16 protein-coding genes are annotated in these 19,479 nt (G+C 46.7%); 11 read left to right on the plus strand and 5 right to left on the minus strand.

The genetic code is table 11. The features are described 5' to 3' along the window. Positions 1-30: 30 nt before the first annotated feature. The 6 genes from Q5691_RS10710 to Q5691_RS10735 all read left to right on the plus strand — a co-directional run bounded on the left by Q5691_RS10710 (position 31) and on the right by Q5691_RS10735 (position 7,723). Positions 31-1,014, plus strand: a complete 984-nt coding sequence (locus Q5691_RS10710) for a glycosyltransferase (RefSeq protein ID WP_333211438.1) — start codon at positions 31-33, stop codon at positions 1,012-1,014. A 334-nt stretch (positions 1,015-1,348) separates the two neighbouring features. Continuing rightward, complete coding sequence (locus Q5691_RS10715; protein WP_333307848.1) at positions 1,349-3,208, plus strand: NAD(P)H-quinone oxidoreductase subunit F; 1,860 nt, start codon at positions 1,349-1,351, stop codon at positions 3,206-3,208. 104 nt (positions 3,209-3,312) lie between these two features. Continuing rightward, positions 3,313-4,032 carry a carbonic anhydrase gene (locus Q5691_RS10720; RefSeq protein WP_333211442.1) on the plus strand — a complete coding sequence of 240 codons (720 nt, stop codon included), beginning with the start codon at positions 3,313-3,315 and terminating at the stop codon, positions 4,030-4,032. 111 nt (positions 4,033-4,143) lie between these two features. After that, a complete protein-coding gene (locus Q5691_RS10725; protein ID WP_333211444.1) occupies positions 4,144-5,697 on the plus strand; it encodes an NADH-quinone oxidoreductase subunit M in 1,554 nt (517 codons plus the stop codon). A gap of 177 nt (positions 5,698-5,874) precedes the next feature. Beyond that, positions 5,875-7,197 carry a CO2 hydration protein gene (locus tag Q5691_RS10730; protein ID WP_333228735.1) on the plus strand — a complete coding sequence of 441 codons (1,323 nt, stop codon included), beginning with the start codon at positions 5,875-5,877 and terminating at the stop codon, positions 7,195-7,197. Positions 7,198-7,516: 319 nt separating this feature from the next. Further along, complete coding sequence (locus Q5691_RS10735) at positions 7,517-7,723, plus strand: hypothetical protein (protein WP_172190588.1); 207 nt, start codon at positions 7,517-7,519, stop codon at positions 7,721-7,723. A 41-nt stretch (positions 7,724-7,764) separates the two neighbouring features. On the opposite strand, the gene Q5691_RS10740 is transcribed toward Q5691_RS10735, so the two are convergent. Next, positions 7,765-8,235 carry a hypothetical protein gene (locus Q5691_RS10740; RefSeq protein WP_333344801.1) on the minus strand — a complete coding sequence of 157 codons (471 nt, stop codon included), beginning with the start codon at positions 8,233-8,235 and terminating at the stop codon, positions 7,765-7,767. A gap of 183 nt (positions 8,236-8,418) precedes the next feature. On the opposite strand from Q5691_RS10740, the gene Q5691_RS10745 reads away from it, so the two are divergent. The 3 genes from Q5691_RS10745 (at position 8,419) to Q5691_RS10755 (ending at position 9,284) form a co-directional block, all read left to right on the plus strand. Then, the gene (locus tag Q5691_RS10745; RefSeq protein ID WP_242717445.1) at positions 8,419-8,631 is read left to right on the plus strand and encodes a helix-turn-helix domain-containing protein; all 213 of its coding nucleotides are present in this window, start codon (positions 8,419-8,421) and stop codon (positions 8,629-8,631) included. 87 nt (positions 8,632-8,718) lie between these two features. Then, positions 8,719-8,931: a helix-turn-helix domain-containing protein gene (locus tag Q5691_RS10750; RefSeq protein ID WP_006631308.1), complete on the plus strand. Its 213-nt coding sequence runs from the start codon at positions 8,719-8,721 to the stop codon at positions 8,929-8,931. Between the two features lie 158 nt (positions 8,932-9,089). After that, positions 9,090-9,284, plus strand: coding sequence for a hypothetical protein (locus Q5691_RS10755; RefSeq protein WP_333211449.1), 195 nt, complete (start codon positions 9,090-9,092; stop codon positions 9,282-9,284). 47 nt (positions 9,285-9,331) lie between these two features. Here Q5691_RS10755 and Q5691_RS10760 read toward each other — a convergent pair whose 3' ends face one another. The 4 genes from Q5691_RS10760 to psaA form a co-directional block, all read right to left on the minus strand. Further along, positions 9,332-9,868 carry a hypothetical protein gene (locus Q5691_RS10760; protein ID WP_333344803.1) on the minus strand — a complete coding sequence of 179 codons (537 nt, stop codon included), beginning with the start codon at positions 9,866-9,868 and terminating at the stop codon, positions 9,332-9,334. 1 nt (position 9,869) lies between these two features. After that, positions 9,870-11,225, minus strand: a complete 1,356-nt coding sequence (locus tag Q5691_RS10765; protein ID WP_333344805.1) for an AAA family ATPase — start codon at positions 11,223-11,225, stop codon at positions 9,870-9,872. 164 nt (positions 11,226-11,389) lie between these two features. After that, positions 11,390-13,618, minus strand: coding sequence for a photosystem I core protein PsaB (psaB, locus tag Q5691_RS10770; RefSeq protein WP_333057331.1), 2,229 nt, complete (start codon positions 13,616-13,618; stop codon positions 11,390-11,392). Positions 13,619-13,728: 110 nt separating this feature from the next. Then, positions 13,729-16,023, minus strand: coding sequence for a photosystem I core protein PsaA (gene psaA, locus Q5691_RS10775; protein WP_333057330.1), 2,295 nt, complete (start codon positions 16,021-16,023; stop codon positions 13,729-13,731). Positions 16,024-16,672: 649 nt separating this feature from the next. Here psaA and Q5691_RS10780 point away from each other — a divergent pair. Further along, positions 16,673-18,301 (plus strand): hypothetical protein, encoded by a 1,629-nt coding sequence (locus Q5691_RS10780; protein ID WP_333344806.1) that lies wholly within the window; start codon positions 16,673-16,675, stop codon positions 18,299-18,301. A gap of 83 nt (positions 18,302-18,384) precedes the next feature. Next, on the plus strand, positions 18,385-19,353 hold the full coding sequence (gene arsM / locus Q5691_RS10785) for an arsenosugar biosynthesis arsenite methyltransferase ArsM (RefSeq protein WP_333344808.1): 969 nt from the start codon (positions 18,385-18,387) through the stop codon (positions 19,351-19,353). Positions 19,354-19,479 lie beyond the last annotated feature (126 nt).

The raw sequence follows: 19,479 nt of genomic DNA on the forward strand, positions 1-19,479 counted from the left end.
AGTTATGCTATCGTTTACGGTTGTTTCTGAATGACTAAAACGTTTTTACCGGAGGTTTCGGTGGTTGTGCCTGTTTACAACGGCGAGAGGGATTTGCCGGAGTTGATCGAGTGCCTGCGATCGCAAACTTATCCGCCACACAGAGTAGAATATCTTTTAGTAGACAACAACAGCCGCGATCGCACTTCAGCAATTCTCGAAACAGCAGCCTCTAACCCCCCCTCAGTCCCCCCTTTGGTAGGGGGAGGAAGCAATTTCAATCCAATAACCATTCGCCACCTCAGTGAAAATCAGATTCAAAGTTCCTACGCCGCCCGCAATCAAGGAATTCGCGCATCCACAGGCGAAATCATTGTATTTACCGATGCAGACTGTCGCCCGGAATCTGACTGGCTGGAAAATTTAGTTAAACCCTTTGTTGACTTAGAAGTAGGAATTAGCGCTGGGGAAATACTCGCATTGCCCGGTAAAACTATCTTAGAACAACACGCCGAGCGCCAAAATACTTTATCTCAAAAACATACACTCGCTCACCCTTTTTGTCCCTACGGCCAAACCGCCAACTTAGCTGTACGGAGGCTCGTTTTACAACAAATAGGATTATTTCGCCCTCACCTCACCAGTGGCGGCGATGCTGACTTGTGTTGGCGGATTTTGCGGGAAACATCCTATCAATTACATTTTGCTCAAAATGCGATCGTCCGACACCGCCACCGTTCTACAATAAAACAGTTGCAAAGTCAATGGTATCGGTACGGCGAATCTAATAAATATTTGCACGAACTCCACGGTGTCGATTTGATGCGAGAATTCACAACAGGCGAATATTTTTACCGGCTGGCTAGGTGGCTGTTAAAGGAATTTCCGGTTGCGGCGGCAAAAAGTGCGCTCGGCTCTTCGGAGCTGGTAGACTTATTCAATACGCCGATCGGTTTTTTGAATGTTAGGGCAAGGGCGATGGGGCAGCGCCAAGCCAAACTTCCAGAATCAGCTTGGGACATTGAGCGGTTTTAATCGGCTTTAATATTTTAGAGCAATAAATCATTGTTCGATCGCACTTGCGATCGACAAATATTCGTTTGTACACAATCCGCCCCTATATATACCTATAAGTAGAGTTTATCGGTACCGATAAATATGCTGAATCAGAAATACGATAATTTAACGCAATACTTAATATAAAATTAATAAGTCTATTCTTTCCCCCTAGTCTCAAAACAACGAGTAACTCGAATTCTGACGCCAAAATAGCCTCTAATTCTGCCTTCTGGCTTTTCAGTGCTGTCGTCAGCGCGATCGTAATTATTCTCAGAATTTTAAATTTTTGTAACCTTTACAGGTAATGCCAATGGCTCAAATCTTACTCCAGACGGTTTGGTTTATACCTTGCTATCCACTCATCGGTGGAGTTCTGTCGATGCTGTGGTTTCCGGCAATTACCCGTCGCACGGGGCCAAGACCATCCGGTTACGTGAACGCCATCTTAACCTTGTTCGCTTTCTTACACGGCGTCATCGCCCTCACAGCTATTTGGAACCAACCAGCGCAACACCAGTTCATTCCCTGGCTGAATGTAGCAGGTTTAGACTTAACCATTCCCGTTGAAATCTCTGCTGTCACCGTCGGGGCGACAGTTTTAATTACCGGACTGAACTTGCTAGCGCAGATTTATGCTTTCGGTTATATGGAAATGGACTGGGGCTGGGCTCGGTTGTTTTCCTTGATGGGGCTGTTTGAAGCGGGGATGTGCGGCTTGGTACTGTGCAATTCTCTCTTCTTCAGTTACATGATTTTGGAAGTTCTGACTTTGGGTACTTACCTGCTAGTCGGGCTGTGGTTCAATCAGTCTTTGGTGGTGACAGGAGCCCGCGACGCTTTCTTAACCAAGCGGGTGGGAGATTTATTCCTGCTGATGGGAGTAGTCGCAATTCTGCCGCTGGCTGGAACTTGGAATTTTGACGAGTTGGCTGTTTGGGCTCAGACTGCAAAGCTTGACCCTACTGTAGCGACGCTGTTGAGCTTAGCTTTGATTGCCGGGCCGATGGGTAAGTGCGCTCAGTTTCCCTTGCACCTGTGGCTGGATGAGGCGATGGAAGGCCCGCTGCCGGCGACAATTTTGCGGAACACCGTAGTTGTGGAAACTGGTGCTTGGATTTTGATTAAGTTGCAGCCAGTGATTGCTTTGTCGCCGATCGGACTGAAGACAACTATTATTGTAGGCGCTGCGACGGCGGTTGGTGCTTCATTAATTGCGATCGCCCAAATTGACATCAAGCGCACGCTTTCCTATATAGTCAGCTCTTACATGGGCTTAGTATTTATCGCCGTCGGCACCGGACAAGCCCAGACAGCCCTGACATTAATATTTGCCTACAGCTTGGCAATGGGTTTGCTGGTGATGAGCATCGGTTCGGTAGTCTGGAACAGCATCACTCAGGATGTCCGCTCTCTCGGCGGTTTGTGGGGAAAGCGGCCAATATCGGCCATATCGTTTATTGTCGGTAGCGCTGGATTAGTAGGACTGCCGCCCTTCGGCTGCTTCTGGGCTTTAGAAGACTTCACATCCGGGCTTTCAGAAACTCACCCTTTCTTGTTAGGAATAGTGCTGTTTGTAAACGGCGTCACTGCTTTTGGCTTGGTGCGCGTCTTTGGTTTAGTTTTTGGCGGCCAACCAAAGCAAATGACCGAACGCTCGCCGGAAGTTCACTGGCCTTTTATCTTGCCGATGACTGTTTTAATGGGCTTTACTTTGCACGTTCCGCACTTGCTGGCTGCGTGGCATTTATTGCCAGGGGCAAGTTTGAATTATACCGCCACTGGACTGCTAGTTTTGTCAACGGCGATCGGCATCGGTGCCGGAGCATTTGTTTACCTGAACGAAAAATGGGAAAAACCGGTGCGAATTGGTTCTCAAGCCCTGCAAGACTTTTTTGCTTACGACTTTTACACTGCCAAACTTTACCGGGTGACAGTGATATTTGCAGTCGGTCTAGTTGCTCAAGTTATCTCTTGGGTCGATCGCAATATTGTTGACGGATTCGTGAACTTAATCGGTTTTGCAACGGTTTTTGGCGGGCAAAGCCTCAAATACAACGTTAACGGTCAAACTCAGTTTTACGCCTTGACAATTCTGTTCGGAGTGGCAGTTTTGGGACTGCTCATAAGCTGGCCACTTCTAGCTCGCTTGTCGCTGATTGTGGGCGGGTAAAGAAATATAAGCTTGAAGATTTTAGGTGGCAGTTTTCATCTAAAATCTTAAAAACATGAAGTCTTGAACAAAGATTTCAAACTCGTTCAAATAAGGCAGCATAAATGAATTCAGACCACAGACAATTCAATCTTTCCCGGCGCAATTCCCTCAAATTTGTCGCAGGTGCTATTGGTACAGGGATACTTGCAGTAGGAGCAGGCGCTGATTTCGCTGCACCTGAACCAGCAATTGCTCAAACTGACTTGACTCCCGACACAGCTCTGAAACAGTTAATGGACGGCAACCAGCGGTTTGTTGACAGCAAACGCCAAAACCCCCACCAAGACTTTGGGCGCCTCACCGAAGTTGCCAAATCTCAAAAACCATTTGCTGCTATTCTCGGCTGTGCAGATTCCCGCTTTCCTTCGGAAATTATCTTTGATCAAGGATTGGGAGATTTATTTGTCTGTCGTGTGGCCGGAAATGTTGTTACTCCAGAAGAAACTGGCAGCCTAGAATTTGGCACCCTGGTATTGGGAGCAAAAGTGCTTGTGGTAATCGGGCATAAACGTTGCGGTGCGGTAGACGCAACCATTAAAGGAGCTCAAGTTCCCGGCCAGATTGGCAGTTTGCTCGATGCGATTAAGCCTGCTGTAGAAAGCTCGAAAAACCAAACGGGCGACAAGCTAGAAAATGCTTCAAAAGCCAATGTTGTGCTCCAAGCTAACAAGTTGAAAGCCTCTCCAGTTATCTCTAAGTTAATTGCGGAGAATAAACTGAAAGTTGTTGGTGGGTATTACGATTTAGACACGGGTCGAGTCACTATTCTTTCTGAGTCGTGATGAAAACTGGGATTGATAATTGGCAAAAGTTTAACATCTAAACTCTCAAATTATCAAAGACAAGAGGCTGCAAAATAGATTGTTCACTCTTCACTCTTCACTTCACACATTATGCTTAGTGCCTTGCTCTGGTTGCCCGCGTTGGGCGCTGCGGTAGTCGGGTTCCTGCCCGGAAATATCAATGGAATGCGTCTGCGTTCAATAGCCTCGGCTTTTGCGGCAGCTATTTTCATTTTGAATATCTGGCTGTTGACTCAATTCGATCCAGCCAATTCGGGACTGCAATTTCAAGAATATTTGCCTTGGATTCCACAATTAGGTTTGAGCTACAACTTGGGCATTGACGGCTTGTCGTTGCCGCTGCTGGTTTTAAGCGCTTTGCTGACGCTATTAGTCATTTACGGCACCGGCGAAAAGATGGAGCGCCCCCAGCTTTACTATGCTTTGATTTTGCTGATCAATGCTGGTATTGCCGGAGCTTTGATGTCTCAAAATTTGCTGCTGTTTGTACTGTTTTACGAAGTAGAATTAATTCCTTTTTACCTGTTGATTGCGATTTGGGGCGGAAAGCAGCGGGAATACGCTGCCATGAAGTTTTTGATCTACACGGCAGTTTCGGGACTTTTAGTGCTGGCAGCATTTTTAGGTGTGGCTTGGCTGAGTGGGTCTTTAAATTTCGATTACAGTGCGATTACCACTCAAGAATTGCCGAGAAATTTGCAGTTAATCCTGCTAACAATTTTGCTAATTGGGTTGGGAATTAAAATTCCCTTGGTGCCGCTGCACACTTGGCTACCGGATGCTTACGTCGAAGCTTCGCCAGCAACAGCAATTTTGCTGGGAGGGATTCTGGCGAAGTTGGGAACTTACGGTTTAGTACGGTTCGGCTTACAGATGTTTCCCGAAACTTGGTCGATTATAGCTCCGGTTTTAGCGATTATTGGGACTGTGAGCGTGATGTACGGGGCTTTGAGCGCGATCGCCCAAAAAGACATCAAGCGCATGGTAGCCTATAGTTCGATCGGGCATATGGGCTACATCCTCGTTGCCTGCGCCGCGGGTACGAAGCTGGCATTAATCGGTGCAGTCGGGCAAATGGTAAGCCACGGCTTAATTTTAGCTTTGCTATTTTATTTGGTAGGCATCATCGAAACCAAAGTTGGCACGCGGGATTTGGACGTACTTAACGGTTTGATGAACCCGATGCGGGGTTTACCCACTGCCAGTTCCCTGTTAGTTTTGGGTGGCATGGCAAGCGCCGGAATTCCGGGTTTGGTGGGTTTTATTGCCGAATTTTTAGTGTTTCAAGGCAGTTTCTCGATCTTTCCAATTCCAACTTTACTCTGCATTTTAGCATCGGGTTTAACAGCAGTTTACTTTGTGATTCTGCTCAACCGCACCTGTTTTGGGAAGTTGGACAATGCCACGGCTTACTACCCTCCAGTTACGTTTGCTGAAAATATGCCGGCGCTGGTTTTGGCGGGCATCATTTTTGTGTTGGGAATTCAACCTGCTTGGCTGCTCAAGTGGAGCGAATCTACTACAAATGCGATCGTTGCTACTCTGCCAGCTGACAGAAATACCCAAGTTGCTATTAGCTATCCCCTAGAGCACTTGGATATGGAAATCGCGTCTACACAAACGAAGTCCGCCTCCGCAGACTAAGCATCTACTTGTTTCCAGGCAGAGCCTGGAAACGCAGATCCAGAGGCTCTGCCTCCAATTTTCCGGCTTGCCGGCCTGGATATCGGTTCCCAAGCAGAGCCGGAAAACCAGTTAAAGAATCGCAGCTTTTTGCAATAATTCAAAATATTTAGATTCACTCAATCAAAGGAAGAAACAATGGTACAAACCCCTAATAAACCAGCAACAAAACTACCTCCTTCTAAACACGAATTTGCCGAAGTAATTCACAGGCTAGAAGCAGGCGGTGCGATGATTCCAGATACGCCGGAAAATCTGATGCAAATCATCGCTATTTGGAAAGCTTACGCGGTGCCGATGGACTTTTACTGGCGGGACTTGCTTTACATCGCCGAACGGGTATTTTTACACCCGCTTCCTTTCTTTAAATACTTTTTACCCCAAGAGTATTTAGATTTACAAAATCACTATGCAGGTGACGGTGCAGATTTGCGGATTTGGCGCGGGACTGGCAGCGTTCACCCGGAACTCTTGGAGTTCATGGAGAAGGGTGAAACTGGTAAACTCCCGCGGCTGTTTCACCATTTGTGGCACGATCGCATTAACATGGAATTTGCGGAAGAGTGCATGAGGTCAATGCTTTGGCACCGGGGCTTGTACGTGCCCACCAATCAATTCGATCCTTATTTGGACAGTGACGAATATAAGGCTAATGCCGATCGGGCAATTAAAGCTTACTTCAAAAAAGACCCGTTCATGCTGGCACTTCACAAAGCATTTCCCGAAATGTTTTTAGAACAGTGCCGCCAAATGTCTTATTACAGCAATCTCGGTTTATTCTGGGAAGTCATGGCGCCGGTGTTTTTTGAGGTTTCCGACTTGTACGACGAAGGGAAAGTTACCACAGTCCCACAGGCGATGGATTTCCTAGTAAATGGCATATTTGCGATCGCCGGACGCCCGATTTACCACCACGTTCAAATCGACGGCGAAACCTACGAAATCATCCCCAAATCTAAGGGTTTTACTTGGCTTTATGAAGCAGCGTTACCTTACGTGGAAGCTGTATTTTATCGCACTTCACCGTTCCGAGGAACCAAATCTTACAATGCTCAAGCTAAGGAAGTTCCTGACGACCAAAAAGACTTCCACTACGGAGTTTTGTATGCAGACAAATTCCCGGTAGGTACGGCGGGGATTCCGCCGACTTTGCTAGCACAAGATATGCTGCATTTCCTGCCGCCTTATTTGATGGATTTCTACAAACAGCGCTGTCGCGGCGAAGATGATATTCTCAATCAAATTGGAGTGACATTTCAGCGATCGATGTACTGCGTTACTTCGGCAGTGTTTCAAGCGTTGCGGACGGCTCTTTTGTATCCTTTGGATGACCCCAATCCGAAGCATTTGAAGGCAAATAGGGCATTCTTTGAGGCTCAGCTTGATCGCTTCTGTCGCCCGGAATACGGTATGAAATATGCTGCGAAGCTCAAGAATATTCAGACTTCGGATTATAGGTAGTCATCGCGCATTGGGAATGGGGCATCGGGCATCGGGAATTTGTTATTGCAAAAACTCCTAAGCTGTTGGGCATTTAAAAGACGATAGTAGGGTGAGTCAGTACAGAAGTGTTTCCCGCATCCTTCGCGTAAGTGTTCACTCTTGACGCACCCTACAAGCCTCGTTAGTGGTTTAAATGCGTGACAGCTTAATGATTACCGATTACTAGGCCCCATCCGATTTTAGATTAAAATTACCAGTTGATCGAAAATCTAAAATGTAAAATTGTCCAAGATCCAATGCCCGATGCCCTATGCCCTATGCCCCTCCCCCAATAACTATGGACAGCAAAGATTTAGCCAAATATATCGAAGCAAAGGACGGGATTTCTAAACCTTGGCTGTTGGTGCAACTGCGGCTGAAAAAATTGCAAGAAAGGCGATCGGAGATTTCTGCTGAAGAGTATATGACAGAACTTACTGACCTTCACAAAGATTTAATGAATCTGGGGGAATGGTGGCTGGGAATCGAAGATGAAGTGTTTTAAAATTTAATTGAAAGTTCAAGTAGGATTAAGTTGATCGCACTTTAAAATTTCTCCATCAAATCTTTTTCTTGGGTATAGACATCTCGTAGCTGTTGCAGCGCGGCCCCAGAAATGACCGATTTAACAGTAGCTACCAATTGGCCCCACTCTAGCAAGCTGTCAACTGAAACAGCTTTTTTGAACTTGTACGTGTAGAATTTAGTCCAAAATGCTGGTGCTTGCTTGCTTTTCCAGCGTTTGTACCATCTGCCAAAATCTTGAAGTGCGATCGGTTGTACTTGTAAAATAGGAGGAAAATCGGCGTAGCTAACAAAGCGGCTGATGCATTTAGCGTGTACGTACACCATGTAGTGACAGCATTCTATGCGGTAAATCTCCTCTGCTGAGATATTTAACAGGAGTGCAACTGTTTCTTCGGTAACGAATCTCGCCAGCGGATGCAGGATTGGCGATTTGTGAATTATTCTCGATTCTGCGATCGTTCGCGATTTTGCTGGAGTTTCTGATATCATGGCTAGTACACCTCTGGATATGGTTAGTAGACTTCTGGATATGGCAAATGCACTTTTTGATAGAAAGAAATAATCTGTCCAGATTAGGTTTTACAGACGATCGCTCTTTAGTTTTCCAGGCCGGAGGGCGGTCGGCTTTTTAGATGAATTTATTTTAAGGTGTTATAGCACCCATTGTCAAGCATGGGTTTAGTAAGAATTAAAGTCAGAGAACTAGCTGCAGAGAAAGGTTGGACATTCAAGGAAGTTTCAGAACGTTCTGGGGTAATGTACAACACTGTCAAGCATTATGCCCGTTGTCCAGGGCTGACAACGGTGGACTTTACTTTGCTGCGGAAGTTAGCTCGCACTTTTGATGTGATGATTGAGGATTTAGTTGAGGTTTTAGAGGAATAGTCGATCAGCCTTAAGTTGTCTAGACCGGAGGGCGATAGCTTTTTCAGATGCAATTATCTTAAAACGGAACTGCATTTTTTATCAAAAATGGGTTTAGTTAGAGTAAAAGTGCGAGAGTTAGCAGCCGAGAGGGGCTGGACATTCAAGGAGGTGGCTGAGCGATCGGGCGTGATCTACAGCACCATAACCAGCTATGCTCGTCGTTCAGAAATATCAATGGTTGACTTTACCGCCCTGTACAAGTTAGCGCGGGCTTTTGATGTCATGATTGAGGACTTGGTGGAGATTATTGAGGAATAGGTCGATCGGCATTAAGTTGTCCAGACCGGGGGCGATCGCTTTTTTCTATTTTTTACACTATAGCATGATTAACTGTAGTAAGTCAAACATTATTGCACTTAATCGGATTGAGGATGGTAACATCAAGGAAAGTTGTTATTAATAGTTGATTATTATTCGTGGCTAAAACTAATACTGCGATCGCGGTCAGTTCCGTGATCAAGGAAGTCATTCAAAAACAAGCGCTAGCGACCAGACTAACTCAGAAAGAAGTAGTGTATTTGGGAATGCTGGCAATTGATGCACTCGATAAGGAAAGCCGCCAAGAGTTGGCGGACAAGGTGCATCAAATGCAGATGAATGGGGAGATTTGAAGAGATAAGGGCGATCGCGCTTCTCAAAACTTCAAGAACTGGCGAGCTTAGCTTTTTGATTGCTTGTATGCTCTTAGCCAATTTAAGCCCCGCTTAGCACCTAGTTTTTTCTGCATATCTTCCAGAGAACTGTAAACACGCTTATCGCGGATCAGCTTTGCGTATCCATCTTTAACTCCAGGGATTGAGGTAAGGTCAGATTTTGGATTGTTAATAAAATCCAAGAAATCTGTAACATCTTGAGGCTCAACAACCCTTTCATTCAGCTTTGACTGCAAAACAGCTTGTTCAATAGCCTTTTCTGCTTCTGGTTGTTTGGTCGCAATCACAAACACCCACAGCCTGATTAGATTAGCTTCCTTAGTTGCTTCATAAATCGGTAAACCTGTGAGTAAATGGTATTGATCTTCTTCATCGGTGAGACAAACAATAGGCAGAGACAGGTTAAAGTTCCAATCTCTAACAGATTGGGAAACTTTTTTGAGGAGTGAGGTTGAAGTGCCTGACTTTTCTTGAGAAACTTCTATCTGATTTAAGAATAAAAGAGCAGGTTGGCTCTCAAGTTTTTTGTAAAAGTTGACCATGTTACTTACTGCTATTCCTTTCTAAGTGATCTATTTGTTTGACGATTTGTTCGGTCAAAGTTGAAAATTGTGTTGCTACACTACTCGCTGCTTTATTCTGCTCAGCAAATAAAGAAAGAGGTTGGCGAGCATGAGAAGCTTGACCAACAGCGGTAGCTCGCTTTATCTCTGTAAGAAGAGGAATATCTCGGAATATCTTAGAAACTAAAGCTTTTATAGTAGTATGTAGTTTGACATTTTCAACCATCATAGGAACTATTCCTAAGATATTTCCTCTCGTACCATTGGTATTGTCTTGAATTTCTTTTGCCTCTTTTATGGGTTTCCTAATTGCATATACTGAGAGATACTCCATTTGCGAAGGTATAATGACATACTGAGCAGCAATGAGACCATTCTGAGTAACAGCAGTAAAGCTAGGGGGCGTATCAATAACTACATAGTCATAATCGTTTGACAAACCTGATTTCCAAAGGGCATTGTCAAGTTTTTTATGCGAAAAAGCACCTAATCTTAAAATGTTACTGTCTGTCGTTTTGTAACTGCTTGGAATAACATCTATTCTTCCCTTTGTACCATTAGCAATACTGATAATTTTATTTAAAGATGAAGGCTGAATACATTCCTTATAGCTCAAATTGGCTGAGTAGTATTCTAAAAATTCAATGAGTTCTTTTCGCTCTTTAAAGGACTCCAAAATTGTGACAAACTCTTTCAAATTTGTAGCATTATCTAACTCATCAGCTTTATTAACTCCTAAAGATAAACTAGCATTAGCTTGATCATCCAAGTCAACAACTAAAACTCTATTACCCATTTTGGCTAATTCATAAGCTATGTTAACGACTAAGGTGGTTTTGCCAACTCCACCCTTAGCTGTGTAAATTGCAATTGTACGCATTTTAACTGTATCCAAAAAATTTCTAACGAAATTTGCTACTGGTTGAACTTGTTCTGGGTTTTCTATATTGTGCTTGCACTTTAGAGTCACTGACCCTTGTGTATATTCGTAAATCTCTACTGAAAATGGGTCAATTAGTATCCCAAATCTTGTATGAGAGTATTTCAGATACGTTCCTAACTGAGTGCGAGCTGCTTCATCAAGTCTAGTTTTAGCCGTCTTAATTTCAATCAGAAAGTTAATATACCGACTCAAGTCTTCTACTAAGAAATCAACCTCTTTTTGAGTCCAAACTATCGGACTATTGGCAGTCAGCCTAGGTACTTTAACCTTAAACTCTGGAATCCAGTGAGAATAACTACTCTTGCGAGGCAAACCCGCCATCTCCAGCATTGTCTGAACCAGATGCAGAGACACATAAGCCTCATTATTCCAGTCAGAAGACAGTTGAACCATGTTGAAAACTCAGGCTTTTCTCTATTATTACCCACAATGAGGTTTAGAGGATCGATCGCCCTCAGATTCCTGATTAACAGCTTCAGTTAAACAACATATACAAAAAAATCCCCCGCTAGAAGGCGGGGGATTTTAGTTAATTACCTAGAAACCAGAGTTCAGAGTTACCCGAATTTCCCGGCCGTCGAGGCAATTACAAAGGCCGCGTAAGTGAGGACGTTGCCCACAGTAAAGTGAACTAAGCCAACCAAACGACCTTGGACGATCGACAAAGCAACAGGCTTGTCTTTCCAGCGAACCAAGTTAGCCAAAGGAGTGCGCTCGTGAGCCCAAACCAAAGTCTCGATCAACTCTTGCCAGTAACCTCTCCAAGAGATCAGGAACATGAAACCAGTTGCCCAAACAAGGTGTCCGAATAAGAACATCCAAGCCCAGACTGACAAGTTGTTAGTACCATACGGGTTGTAACCGTTGATCAACTGAGAAGAATACAGCCAGAGGTAATCGCGGAACCAGCCCATCAGGTAGGTAGAAGACTCATTGAACTGAGCCACGTTACCTTGCCAGATGCCCAGGTGCTTCCAGTGCCAGTAGAACGTTACCCAAGCTAGGGTGTTCAACATCCAGAATACAGACAGGTACATCGCGTCCCAAGCAGAGATGTCGCAAGTACCGCCACGGCCGGGGCCGTCGCAAGGGAAAGCATAACCGAAGTCTTTTTTGTCCGGCATCAGCTTAGAACCGCGTGCATCCAGAGCGCCCTTGACCAAGATCAAGGTGGTGGTGTGCAAGCCTAGTGCGATCGCGTGGTGAACCAAGAAATCGCCAGGTCCGATCGCCAAGAACAGAGAATTAGTACCGCTGTTAATCGCATCCAACCAGCCTGGGAGCCATACGTTGCCGTAGTTGGGCCAAGCGGTAGAAGCAATGCTGTCGGGGTTAGACAACAGCACGTCCATGCCGTAGAGAGCTTTGCCGTGAGCAGCTTGGATGAACTGTGCGAACACTGGTTCAATCAAGATTTGCTTTTCAGGAGTACCGAAAGCTACTACAACGTCATTGTGAACGTACAAGCCGAGAGTGTGGAAGCCCAAGAACAGCGACACCCAGCTCAAGTGAGAGATAATCGCTTCTTTGTGCTGCAACACGCGATCGAGCACGTTGCCTTTGTTTGCTTCAGGATCGTAGTCCCGCACCAAGAAGATAGCTCCGTGGGCGAAAGCGCCGACCATGATGAATCCAGCAATGTACTGGTGGTGGGTGTAAAGCGCAGCCTGAGTCGTGAAGTCCTTACCTATGAAAGCGTAGGGAGGCATCGCGTACATATGCTGTGCTACCAAGGAGGTAATTACGCCCAAAGCAGCGAGGTGAAATGCCAGTTGGAAGTGCAGCGAGTTGTTGTAGGTTTCATACAAGCCTTGGTGAGGCAAGTTGAACTGTCCTTCACTCTTGCCGCCGACCAAACCAGCCTTAGAATCCAACATCTCTTTGATGCTGTGACCGATACCGAAGTTAGTCCGGTACATATGACCGGCAACGATAAACAGAACTGCGATCGCCAAGTGGTGGTGAGCAATGTCTGTCAGCCACAGGGATTCTGTTTGAGGGTGGAAGCCACCCAAGAAAGTCAGAATTGCGGTTCCAGCGCCTTCGGAAGTACCGAAGACATGGTTTGCTGCATCTGGATTCTCGGCGTATACGCCCCAGTTACCACTGAAGAACGGAGCCAAACCGGCCGGGTGAGGTGGGGTAGACAGGAAGTTGTCCCAACCTACGTGCTGTCCGCGAGATTCGGGGATAGCAACGTGAACCATGTGACCAGTCCAAGCCAAAGAGCTGACACCGAACAAACCAGCCAAGTGGTGGTTGAGGCGAGATTCAGCATTTTTGAACCAAGACAAGCTGGGGCGGTACTTGGGCTGGAGGTGCAACCAACCTGCGAACAGGAAGACAGCCGCCAGTAGTAGCAAGAAGATAGCTCCTTGATACAGGTCGGCGTTTGTCCGAATCCCTTGGGTGAACCACCAATGGTAGACACCGGAGTAAGAGATATCCACCGGGTTAGAAGCGCCCCCTTGAGTGAAAGCTTCTACTGCAGGAGCGCCGAATTGCGGGTCCCAAATCGCGTGAGCGATCGGGCGGACGTTTAGAGGGTCTTTAATCCACTGTTCAAAGTTACCTTGCCATGCTACGTGGAACAGGCTGCCCGATGTCCACAAGAAAATGATTGCTAGGTGGCCGAAGTGAGAAGCAAAAATCTTTTGGTAAAGATTTTCTTCGGTCATGCCATCGTGGCTTTCAAAGTCGTGTGCTGTGGCAATCCCGTACCAGATCCGCCGTGTGGTCGGGTCTTGGGCAAGGTCTTGGCTAAATTTTGGAAATTTCGTTGCCATAAGCCTTGATTAATCCTGAATCCTGAACAAAATTGAAGGGATTCGGTTCGGAGTTTGGATTCTCGATTTGAGATTCCTCCCAAATCGAGAATCCAAAACCTAGGGGTAGTTTACCCTACCGAAATGATTCGCGCTAGGAAAAATGCCCACGTAGTGACAATTCCTCCTAGGAGGTAGTGAGCTACACCCACAGCCCGACCCTGAATAATGCTCAGAGCGCGAGGCTGAATCGACGGAGCTACCTTGAGCTTGTTGTGAGCCCAAACAATCGACTCAATAAGTTCTTGCCAGTAGCCGCGGCCGCTGAACAGGAACATCAAGCTGAAGGCGAAGACGAAGTGTCCAGCTAGGAACATCAAACCGTAGGCCGACAGTGCCGAACCGTAGGACTGAATTACCTGAGAAGCTTGCGCCCAAAGGAAGTCCCGCAGCCAGCCGTTAATCGTGATCGCACTTTGTGCGAAGTTGCCACCGGTAATGTGAGAAATTGTGCCGTCTGGCGATACTGTTCCCCACACGTCCGACTGCATTTTCCAGCTAAAGTGGAAAATCACGATCGAGATGCAGTTGTACATCCAGAACAAGCCTAGGAACACGTGATCCCAACCAGAAACTTGGCAGGTGCCGCCACGGCCGGGGCCGTCGCAAGGGAACCGGAAGCCCAAGTTGCCTTTGTCAGGAACCAAGCGAGAACTGCGTGCAAACAACACGCCTTTCAAAAGAATCAGGACTGTAACGTGAATGGTGAAAGCGTGGATGTGGTGGATCATGAAATCCGCCGTACCCAACTCGATCGGCATCATCGCTACTTTGCCGGCTACTACTACTGCACCGCCGCCAAAAGCGTGGCTAACGATTTCCGTAGCATTAGGCGCTGTTGTGCCCGGAGCCAAAGCGTGGATGTTTTGCACCCACTGGGCAAATATCGGACGCAACTGAATCCCGGTATCCGAGAACAAATCTTGAGGACGACCGAAAGCGCGCATCGTGTCGTTGTGAACGTACAAACCGAAGCTGTGGAAGCCCAAGAATATACAAACCCAGTTCAGGTGGGAAATGATCGCATCTCTATGACGGATCACGCGATCCAACAAGTTGTTGACATTTCCAGCGGGATCGTAATCCCGAACCATGAAGATTGCTCCGTGAGCGGCTGCTCCAACAATCAGGAATCCGCCAATCCACATGTGGTGGGTGAACAGGGATAGCTGAGTCGGGTAGTCGGTCGCGATGTACGGATAGGGAGGCATCGCGTACATATGTTGGGCGACGATGATGCTCAAAGAGCCCATCAGTGCCAAGTTAATCGACAGTTGCGCGTGCCAAGAATTAGTCAGGATTTCGTAGAGACCTTTGTGACCTTCACCAGTGAAGGGGCCTTTGTGGTTCTCTAGGATTTCTTTCATGCTGTGGCCGATGCCCCAGTTCGTCCGGTACATATGACCAGCGACGATGAATAGCACTGCCAAAGCTAAGTGGTGGTGTGCTGTATCAGTCAGCCACAAACCGCCTGTGGTGGGGTTCAGACCGCCTTTGAAGGTCAGGAAGTCTGTATATGCGCCCCAGTTGAGGGTGAAGAAGGGGGTTAAACCTTTAGCGAAACTCGGGTAGATGTCAGCCATCAAGCCGGGTGTCAAAATCCACTCGTGCGGCAGGGGGATGTCGGCAACTGTTTTGATCAGCTTACCGCCGACTGTCAGCGGTGCACCTGCATCGATCGCGTCCATGCAAGCATTGATCGGCAGAGCAACGTGAATTTGTTGTCCTGCGAAGCCCAAGCACCCGCAGCCTAACAAAACTGCCAAGTGGTGGTTCATCATCGATTCCACGTTCTGGAACCATTCCAGTTTCGGAGCGCGGACGTGATAGTGGAACCAACCGGCAAACAGCATCAAAGCTGCCATTACCAGGGCGCCGATCGCAGTGCAATATAGCTGGTATGAGTTAGTGATGCCGTTGGCGCGCCACAATTGGAATAGACCAGAGGTGATCTGAATCCCGTGAAAGCCGCCGCCTACATCTGCATTTAAAATTTCTTGACCAAAAATCGGCCAGACCACTTGAGCGCTGGGCTTGATGGCTGTAGGATTTGTCAGCCAAGCTTCGTAATTGGAAAATTTAGCGCCGTGGAAATATGCGCCACTCAACCATACGAAGATTACTGCCAAGTGGCCGAAGTGAGCGCTAAAGATTTTGCGCGAAACGTCTTCTAAGTCACTTGTATGACTGTCAAAGTCGTGAGCGTTAGCGTGGAGGTTCCAAATCCAAGTGGTGGTTTTTGGCCCCTTAGCTAGAGTGCGATCAAAATGACCGGGTTTTGACCACTTCTCGAAAGAAGTTGGAACCGGATTTTTATCGACTACTACCCTAGCTTTTACCTCTCGCTCTGGAGGACTAATGGTCATGAAGACTCTCCTCTCGGTAAGACAAGGAACGAGAACTGAACACTGTACCGGACACTCCCCACGCTTGATTAGGCGGGGGATTCTCGAAAAAGCCGACACTTCACTGCACTTTACTCTTTGCAGAGCTAGACGCAGGTGCATCGTTTCCCCAAGCATTTTGCTTCTGTGAAGAAGCCAGTTTCCCAGTGTCGCTAACAATGTGACTGGGTACTGCTAACTCTTCTCGCTATCTGGAGTCGCCGATCGCCTCCTTGATTCAGACTTGATACGGCTGCTCCTTTTGAGGGAGTTTTATGAATTATAAGCTTGCTAGAGGAGTATTAATCGCTTGTTAACAATACTTAAAAAAGCCTCTATTCTTGATGTAATAACGCCTTTAAATCCCACAGTCGCTCTAAAAAGTCAAGGGGTACTGCCATTAACTTTACAAAACTCAAAGATAAGGTAATTTAGGAATACTCATTTGTAGATATATGTTTGTTTTGGAAAAAGGCTGCAGCAATTAAGAGTAGGAGACGATGGGTTGCCCGCTGCTGCCTCAATCCGGGTTCCTACGCGGCTTTGGAATTCCGAAGTCGGCAATTCCCCAATACTAAATTCATTTTTGGGCTATAGTTCCCTATGAGAAGGCTTCTAGGAGTATGGTTGCGTGATTGGGATCAATTGGCACAGAACGGTTGCGGGCAGGCTGCTGGCATTGTTCGCAGTAGCAGTATTAATTTTGGGTTTAGCAAGTTGTGGCGCGGGCCATCCCGAATTGCCCAAATCAGGGAACAAGAGCGGCTCAGCTACCGCCCCAGTAAACAGAATCTCAGAGGTTTCTCCCCCAGAAGCCATTCAACAACTGCGTCAGGCTCTAGAAATCTACCAGCCTCAAATTAGTATTTTGAATCCAAAACCTGACGAAGTGCTTCAGGATATAAATGTATCTGTTGAGTTCCAAGTGAAGGACTTGCCCATTTTCAAAGATGCAAACTTGGGTTTGGGCCCCCATCTGCAAGTTTTATTAGACAACCAACCTTATGCAGCAGTTTACGATATCAACCAACCTTTAACGCTCTCCGACTTAGAACCCGGAACCCATACCCTGCAGGTGTTCGCCGCCCGCCCTTGGGAAGAAAGCTTTAAAAACGAAGGTGCCGCGGCTCAAACCACCTTTCACGTTTTTACCAAAACAGACGACAATAATCCCGATCGAACATTACCCCTATTAACGTACAACAGCCCCCAAGGCAGCTACGGGGCAGAACCCATCCTGCTCGACTTTTACTTGACAAATGCCCCTCCGCACGAAGTGGCGCAAGAAAATTCCCAAGATGAAATACTCGATTGGAAAATTCGAGCCACAGTCAACGGCCAAAGCTTTGCGATCGACCAGTGGCAACCTATATATCTTAAAGGATTCAAACCAGGGAAAAACTGGGTAAAGCTAGAATTAATTGACGAACGGGGAAATATCGTCAAAAACGCCTTTAATAATACAGTCAGACTGATAAATTTCCAACCGCTCGGCCAAGAGCCTCTTTCAAAATTAGTGCGGGGCGAACTAACAGCAGCAGAAACTCGCGGTATAGTCGATCGTAGCTACCAAGCCCCCGCACCCACACCAACCCCAACCCCCGAACCGACACCGACACCTGCATTAGAAAAAACACCAGTTGTCCAACCCTCACCCACGCTTCCAGAAACCCCTGTTACCCAACCGAACTTAGAGCCAACAGTCGCTCCCGAAGTTGCTCCCATTCAAGCAATAGAACCGACACCAACAGCAACTCCACAGTTAGAAGCGCCGAAAATTGTAGAACCAATTCCAGTAATAGAACTGACACCGACAGCAACTCCACAGTTAGAAACCCCTAAAATTGTAGAACCAGTTCCAGTAATAGAACTGACACCGACAGCAACTCCACAGTTAGAAACCCCTAAAATTGTAGAACCAGTTCAAATAATAGAACCGACCCCAACAGAATCTCCCCAAACAAAAAAACAGGAATATAAAGGATACTACAATCGGTTCCGCAACTTCCTACATCAAGAACCCCAACCTGCTAATCCTTCAGAGCCACCAGCCCTGCCAGAAATAACAGAAAAAGCTCCAGTACCAAAAGTAGTCGCTCCCGCGATACCAGAACAATCTCCCAATCTTGTACCGCCAACGCCACCAGTTGCCGCTGAAACTGCTAGCCAGCCAACTAGCGAATTAGACCCTTCCGAAACAACAGTTTCCCAACCAGAAAATCAGCCAAAATCCGAACAAAAAGTCGAATTTGCCACCTAACAAAAACTTTCTGGGCTTCGTGGCATAGGCGTCCCGCCCGTGATCCATCTGCGGTCAAAAATCAAAAATTAGGACACTAAAAAATGACCTACCTCGAAACAGCCGCCAAATTCTACAGCGATGTTGCCGAAACACCCCAAATCGGGCTTTGCTGCGTCCAAAGCAGCCCCTTGCAATTGCCAGGATTAAAAATTCCCCAACAAATGCAAGAAATGAATTACGGCTGCGGAACAACCGTTCACGCCGCCGAACTCGTCGGCAATCCTTTCGTGCTTTATGTAGGTGTAGGCGGTGGCTTGGAAGCACTACAATTTGCATATTTTTCTAGACACAAAGGAGCGGTTATTGCCGTCGATCCGGTTCCAGCAATGCGAGAGGCGGCTTCACGAAACTTGCAAATAGCCGCCCACGAAAATGATTGGTTTGATCCAAGTTTTGTAGAAATTTGTGAAGGCGATGCTTTTGCGTTGCCGGTGCCGGATGCTTCTGTAGATGTTGTGGCCCAAAACTGCTTGTTTAATATCTTTGAACCTGCGGATTTAGCTAAAGCATTAAAAGAGACTTATCGAGTGTTAAAACCGGGTGGCAGATTGTTGATGAGCGATCCGATCGCAACTCGCCCCATTCCGCAGCATTTGAAGGAAGACCAACGCTTGCGGGCCCTGTGTTTGTCCGGCGCTTTGACATACGGAGAATACGTTCAACACCTTGTAGACGTTGGTTTTGGGCAAGTCGAAGTGCGGGCGCGCCGTCCTTACCGATTGCTGGACAAACACAATTATCAATTGGATGCGGATTTGCTGTTAGAAAGCCTTGATTCGGTGTCTTTCAAAGTGGATGTGCCGGATGACGGAGCTTGCATTTTTACTGGCAAGACGGCGATTTATACGGGGTCTGAGGAGCTGTTTGATGACGGGGCAGGCCACGTTTTGCAGCGGGGAGTTCCGGCGGCGGTGTGCGATAAAACTGCTGGGAAGTTGGGGGGATTAATGCCGGATAAGGTTTTGATTACTGATTCGACTTGGCATTATAACGGCGGCGGTTGCTGTTAGATTTTTTGTGGCCGATCGCAAGTGCGATCGGCCACAAAAAAATTAACGGTGTATTGGTGATGCTGGAAAATAATTGCAGGGAAAAGCAACGATAAAATTTGGGATAAGCAAGAGGAACCAATGACT

Source organism: Microcoleus sp. w1-18aA5, assembly GCF_036701705.1.
GTDB lineage: Bacteria > Cyanobacteriota > Cyanobacteriia > Cyanobacteriales > Microcoleaceae > Microcoleus.